The 6,000-nt window shown below is 74.7% G+C and carries 5 protein-coding genes; 4 read left to right on the plus strand and 1 reads right to left on the minus strand.

Features of this window, described 5'->3' with window-relative positions:
• Positions 1–71 precede the first annotated feature (71 nt).
• From BCD49_RS17105 to BCD49_RS17120, 4 genes are all read left to right on the plus strand, one after another.
• The gene (locus tag BCD49_RS17105) at positions 72–1,436 is read left to right on the plus strand and encodes a PaaI family thioesterase (RefSeq protein WP_007516147.1); all 1,365 of its coding nucleotides are present in this window, start codon (positions 72–74) and stop codon (positions 1,434–1,436) included.
• A gap of 251 nt (positions 1,437–1,687) precedes the next feature.
• Positions 1,688–2,689: a FadR/GntR family transcriptional regulator gene (locus BCD49_RS17110; RefSeq protein WP_071041667.1), complete on the plus strand. Its 1,002-nt coding sequence runs from the start codon at positions 1,688–1,690 to the stop codon at positions 2,687–2,689.
• A 341-nt stretch (positions 2,690–3,030) separates the two neighbouring features.
• Entirely contained in the window at positions 3,031–3,672 is a 642-nt protein-coding gene (locus tag BCD49_RS17115) for a hypothetical protein (RefSeq protein WP_007516149.1), read from the plus strand.
• A 285-nt stretch (positions 3,673–3,957) separates the two neighbouring features.
• A complete protein-coding gene (locus BCD49_RS17120; protein ID WP_007516150.1) occupies positions 3,958–4,491 on the plus strand; it encodes a hypothetical protein in 534 nt (177 codons plus the stop codon).
• Positions 4,492–4,572: 81 nt separating this feature from the next.
• Here the strand turns inward: BCD49_RS17120 and BCD49_RS17125 are convergent, their stop codons facing one another.
• Positions 4,573–5,787 carry an alpha/beta hydrolase family protein gene (locus BCD49_RS17125; RefSeq protein WP_007516151.1) on the minus strand — a complete coding sequence of 405 codons (1,215 nt, stop codon included), beginning with the start codon at positions 5,785–5,787 and terminating at the stop codon, positions 4,573–4,575.
• Positions 5,788–6,000: the final 213 nt, after the last annotated feature.

Here is a 6,000-nt window from a genome sequence, read left to right on the forward strand (position 1 = left end):
AAACGTGATACCGGTCACCCGGGCAAGGGCGGTCGTTCTGGTGACGGCTCGATCCTGCTAGACAGAACCCCGTGATCGGGGACGAGGCGGGCATCCTGGCCGCCGACGACGCGCCAGCAGCCGACGCCCGCTCGCTTTCCGACGAGCTCCCCAGCGCCGACGGCCTCGCCGTGGCCGGCGGCGCCGAGCGGCTGGAGAGCCTGCGGCGGCTGGGCAACTGGTCGCGTCATCTCTCCGGAGCGGCCGATCACCCCGCCAGCCCCCCGCCGCCGGCCGATCCGGTGCCAGCCGAGGTGGAGCGCGGCCGGGCGGAGCTCGCCGAGACAGAGACAGAGTTGACCGAGGAGATGGGCGCGCCGCCCGGCGACCCGTTCGGGGACGCGGCCGGCACCCGGGTGCTCACGGCCGCGGAGGGGCTCGCCAGCCTCACGATGACCGTCCCCGCGTGGCTGACCGGCCCGACGCCCGGCCCGCGGCTCAGCACCACCGCCGTCGCCGCCCTCGCCGAGATGGCGCTCGCCTCCGCCGCCGGAACCTCCCTGCGCCCCGGCGACCTGACCGTGACCACCGCCCTGCAGCTGCGTACCCAGGGTCCGGTCGCCGGCTGGCCCGACGCGGACGACGCCGACGAGGCGCGCCCGCCGGCGTCGATGTTCGTCCCCGACCCGGTGGCAGCCCGCCAGCGCGAACGGCCGGTCCGGCTGCGCGCCGAGGCCTCGGTCGCCGCTGGCGACGGCGACGAGCCGGAGGCTCGGCTGCGGCGCGCGACCGCGACGATCAGTACGCCCGACGGCCGCCCGCTGGCCGAGGCGTCCGCGATCTGCGCGATCGTCCGCCCGGCCGACTCGTCACCGTCGGCGTCGGCGTCACCAGCGCCGTCGGCGTCGGCGTCGGCGTCGGATGCTGGCACCTCCGCGGCCAGCCACTCGGCCGAGCCCGTCGGCAGTGGCCAGGATCATCCGGCGGACCCGGTGCCCGTGGGGGGCGTCACCGCCGGGAGCGCGGTGCCGGGCGGGCCAGTCGGCCGCGCGTCGGTCAGCCACCTGCCCCCGTCGCACCCACTGCTCGGCGCGCTCGGCGCGGAGGTCCACGGCGACGGCGACCGGCTGCTGCTGCGCCTGCCACCGGCCGGCTGGCTCGCGAACCGGCTCGGCCGGTTCCACGCGGCCGCCTGCTGCGCGCTCGCGGACGCGGCGGTCAGCACCGCGCTCACCCGCCGGCTGCCGACCGGGTCCGCCGTCCACGTCCTGTCGCTGGACCTGACGGTGATCCGGTCACTGCCACTGGAGGACGACGTGGCGGCCGTGGCCACGGTCCGACATGTCGGGCGGCGACTGGCTGTGGTCGACGTGGAACTCGGACCCGCCGATGCGCCACCGAGCGTGCTCGCCCGGACCATGGTCGCCCTGAGCGCCCATCACCGTTCGCAGCCATAGAATCGCAGGTCGTCAGCCATCGGCAAGGGCCGCCAGCCTGGGACCGTCGACGGTCAGCGCTCCATCGATATACACAGATAGTAATCAGGTATCTTCACAGTGTGTTACATTATTCGTATCACACCGTGGTATTACCTAACCCGTAACCGGGCGACTACAACACCCCCTGTAAGACTCGCGGCGACATCGCGTCAGCGATCCACGCGGTCTGGCGACAGGCCGGCCGCCGCCACCTACAGGGGGACGACGTCATGGCGTTACTGCAACCGGCCACGAACCTGGACACCGCCCGGCGGTCCGTRCACCCGGTCCGCGTGACCCGGGTGGCTGGCGGCCYCGGCACGGCCGGCGCCGCGCGCCCGACCCCGACCAGCGCGCTCGACGACGGGCGTGTCGGGCGGCACGTGCGGGTACCCAAGACCGCCGAGCTCGTGGCAGCGCACCTTCGCCGTCAGATCGTGCGCGGCGAGCTGGTCGAAGGCGACGCGCTGCCACCTGAGGCCGTGCTGATGGAACAGTTCGGGGTCTCCAGACCGACCCTGCGCGAGGCGTTCCGGGTACTGGAGTCCGAGGCGCTCATCTCGGTCCGCCGGGGGGCCCACGGAGGCGCCCGGGTCCACCGGCCGGACGGCCACGTCGCCGCGCGCTACGCGGGCCTGGTCCTCGAGCACCGCCGCACCACCGTCGCCGACGTCCAGCGCGCCCGGGCCTCCCTGGAGGCGCCGGCGGTCCGGATGCTCGCCGAGGCGCCGGCACAGCCGGTGCTGAGCCGGCTGCGGGCAGCGCTGTCCGAGTCGGCGTCGGCGATCGACGGCGGCGGCGGCGGCGGTCGGGACGGTCAGGCGAGCCCCGGCGGTCCCGGCCGGTACGACGCGGGCCAACAGGGCGCCGCTGGCGCCGGCGTGGACGGCGCCGTGCCCGACCCAAGGGTCTCCCTGAACGGCTTCCACCACCTGCTCGTCGAGCTGGGGGGAAACCAGACCCTCACGGTGATCGACAACATGCTCCGGCACATCCTGCACACCGCGACCAGCCACCAGCCGGCCGCGGGCGACCATCCGGATGCCGCCGGGTCCGCCGTCACCGCGGGCACGCATGGCTCGCTGGCCGATCACCATGATGTCCACAGCCGTCTCGTCGAGCTGATCGAGCGAGGCGAGGCGGACGCCGCCGAGGCACTCTGGCGCCGCCATCTGGCCGAGTCGGCCGACGAGCTCCCCTCGACGGCCGTCCTCGACCTCCTCGGCGGCTGACGCCCGGGCCGCCAGGCCCGCGTCGTCCGGGCACGCACGACTCGCGCCGCCCGGGTGACACCGAGGGCGTCCGGGCCACCGACCCCGCTTCGGCGGGGTAACCCGGCCGCACGAGGCCTCGCCCCCGCCACGGACAGGGCCCCCGACGACCCGCTGACGTGGGTCGTCGGGGGCCCTGCCGGCGTGCCGCCACCGATACCGGCCCAGGCGGCCACTCGGCGTCCGCGGCCCCGACGCTCGGGTCATGGTCGGGTCACGGGCTGTGGGGAATCGCCCGTCGGCGCGCCGAATCGTTTGGCCATATGGTGAAAGGGGGGTGACGGGGACTAGCGTGTGTCGGCATGGCGCCAGCGGGTCTTGCCTGGCAGACACTTCCTGAGCCAGGCGCGCTGGCACTCGTGGACACGATCTCCCGACGGGCCGCGGCTCTGGCTCGTCCGCACCCCGGGGACCTGCCGATCGAGGAGATCGTCACGGTCGAGCGCGAGGTCCTGCGCTGGCTCGACCCGGCGACCCGGGCCGAGGCCGAGAGCGTCCTGGTCGACCGGCTCGGCGGCGACCCGATGCCCACGCTGCGCGCGGTGTGCTGGCTGACCGCCTCCTGGGCGGTCGTGCTGCACCTGCGCACCGGCTATGCCCCGACCGAGGTGCTGCGCCAGCTGTCGTTCGGTGGCGTCTGGCGTGGGCCCCAGGCACCGGAGACCGAACGGGTCTGGGAGTTCCTGACCGCGCAGGTACGCGCGGGCGCGCTCGCCGCCCTCACCGACGACGCCGCGGCCGCCCAGGCCTTCTACGCCGCGGCCACCACCCAGATCCCCGGCTATCCCGAGTGCCTGCTGCACCACTGCCTCATGCTCATGTCCGGTCTCTGGCTTACCCTCGCCGCCCACGGCGTGGAGCCTCACGACCTCGCCGCGACGCTCGCCGTCTACACCCACGACGCCTTCGACCGCCCGACCGGCTCCTTCCGCCCACTCACGTGACCTTGGCGGGGATCCCGGGTGGCGCGCCGGCTGTGGTCCCAGCCCGCCCGGCCCGCCATGCTGACCTGCGCGTGGCCGACGGCCGCGCGCGACGATGGTGGCCGTAAGACGCAAAGGGATGACCTGGACGGGCCTGAGCCGCTACCGTGTGCCGACCGGTCTGGGACTGGCCGTCCCGGATCGTCAGTCCGGCCGTGAGGCCGGTACCGTGCCAGTCCTACGGTCATCGCGACCGGTCGGGCGGCGCGGGGACGCTCGTGCTCCACGAGGAGGTCATCCCAGGCGATGTCCGCGCGACAGGTGCGCAGGTTCCAGCTCGAGCGGGACGTGGACGTGTCCGGGGTCTCCGGCACTGGCGCCGTCGCGTTCGGCGCCCAGGCACCGGACGGTACCTGCGTGCTCTGGTGGGCCTCCGGGCTGGAGTCGACCACGATCTACCCGAACATGGAGACCCTGCTCGCCATCCACGGGCACGGCGGGATGACGCGGGCCATCTACATCGACCCGGAGATCTGGGACGGCGCCGCCGGGGCGAACGGCGACGGGGGCGGCGGCGAGGCCGGCCACCAGCTCGGCGGCCTCGGCGCCCACGGCAACGCGAACGGCAACGGGACCCACGCGGGCGGCGCCCACGGCTTCATGGCCGGCGGAGAGCCGCGCGAGGTCGAGGACGCCGAGGAGGCCGCGGCCGACCCGGACGAGGAACCGGCCCGCTCGACGACCCGGGCCGCCACCCGGGGCACGCCGCGGGCAGCCACCCACCAGCCCGCCCTCCGTTCGGTGGGCCACGCCCAGCGCCCACCCGCCCGGTCGGCCTGAGGCCGGCGTCGCCCGGTTCGTCGTCGCTCAGGGCACTGAAGAACGGATCGGCGCACTGAACGGATCGGGGCGCTGAACAGATCAGCGCGCTGAACGGACCGTCACCGGAAGCGGGAGCGCCCTGGCCGCCGCTGGCGTGAGGTAGCGGTCAAACCGGGTGTCGCCGCGCAGGTGGCGCTCCAGATAGGCGACGGTGTACCAGCGGGTCACCCGCTGGACGAGCGTCGCGTCGGCCAGCGGCGGCAGGCAGGTCAGCAGCGCTCCCAGCTGCATACGCAGGCGGATGCCGGCGGGGACCCGTCCGTCCGCCGTCAGATAGACCTGGTCACACAGGTCGCCGAACGAGTTGTGCGTGGCACCCGTGACGACCACCTCCGCCCGGCCGGGCGACGCGGTGAGCTCACGGAAAGTCTGATCCGCACCCGGCCCGGGCGGCGTGACGCCGTCAGCGGTGCCGGCGATCAGCAGCGTGGGGATCCGCACCCGCGCCAGCAGGTTCGCGGGCAGTGCCTCCGTGGCCGGCGAGATCCCCACCGACACCCGGACCCGGGGGTCGGCGGGCGCGCGCAGCAGCCCCACGGACGACGCGACCGCCGTCAGGCCGCCGAAGGAGAAGCCGACGACCGCGACCTTGTCCGCCGCCAGGATCGGCGCGAAGGGCCGCCCGGGGCAGAGCATCCAGTCGAGAACCACGCTGACGTCCATCGGGCGGTCGCTGGCCAGATCGACGAGCGACTCGCTCGGGCCCGCGGCGACGTCGGCCATCGTGTCGCCCGGGTGGTCCGGGGCGGCCACGACGTACCCGTGGCTGGCGAGGGTCTCGGCGAGCGAGGCGAACTGGACCCGGTTGCCGGCGCTGCCGTGCGAGAACACCACCAGCGGGAACGGCCCCCGCTCAGGCGACGCGTCGGCGACCGCCACCCGCGACAGGTAGCTCACCTCCGGCGCGATCTCGTACCGCGCGGGCTGCACCCCGTCGCCCACCGGTGGGCGACCGTCGGCCGGCGGCGCGGGCAGCCGCGCATGCGTCGGATACCAGACGGACGTGACCAGCGTGCGGTGCCGGCCCGCGTCGGCGATCGTCACCGTGCGATGCCCGACGCCGTGGCTGCCCGGCTGATCCGGCGCCGGCGCCGCGTCCTCGTGACGCGGCCGCGGGGACGAGGGGTCCACGGCCACGGCCGCCGGCCGCGCCTCTGGCACGACCGCCGACTGGCTGCCCGCCGCCACGGCCAGCGCGGCGACCAGCAGGCCGCCGGTCCGGGCCGCGCGCCGGTGGGTTTGGGCGAGACGCATGCCCCGTGTGCCCAGCCCGCGACGACCCGCCGACACACCCACGCTACGAACGGTAACCGAACGAGCGGATCCGCGTATCCGTGCCCTCGGGTCCTCCCGACCTGCCGCCGTCCCAGTGAGGACGGTTCCGCGGAACGCGAAGATCAACGGTTCCGCGGAACGCGAAGATCAACGGTTCCGCGGAACGCGAAGATCAACGGTTCCGCGGAACGC

The sequence above is a fragment of the Pseudofrankia sp. EUN1h genome (genome assembly GCF_001854645.1).
Taxonomy (GTDB): Bacteria; Actinomycetota; Actinomycetes; order Frankiales; family Frankiaceae; genus Pseudofrankia; species Pseudofrankia saprophytica.

What these genes read in the sequence shown, in the direction of transcription:
- BCD49_RS17115 (WP_007516149.1), top strand. Translation starts at nt 3,031, where the DNA reads ATGGCGCCAGCGGGTCTTGCCTGGCAGACACTTCCTGAGCCAGGCGCG.
- BCD49_RS17120 (WP_007516150.1), top strand. Translation starts at nt 3,958, where the DNA reads ATGTCCGCGCGACAGGTGCGCAGGTTCCAGCTCGAGCGGGACGTGGAC.
- BCD49_RS17125 (WP_007516151.1), bottom strand. Translation starts at nt 5,787, where the DNA reads ATGCGTCTCGCCCAAACCCACCGGCGCGCGGCCCGGACCGGCGGCCTG.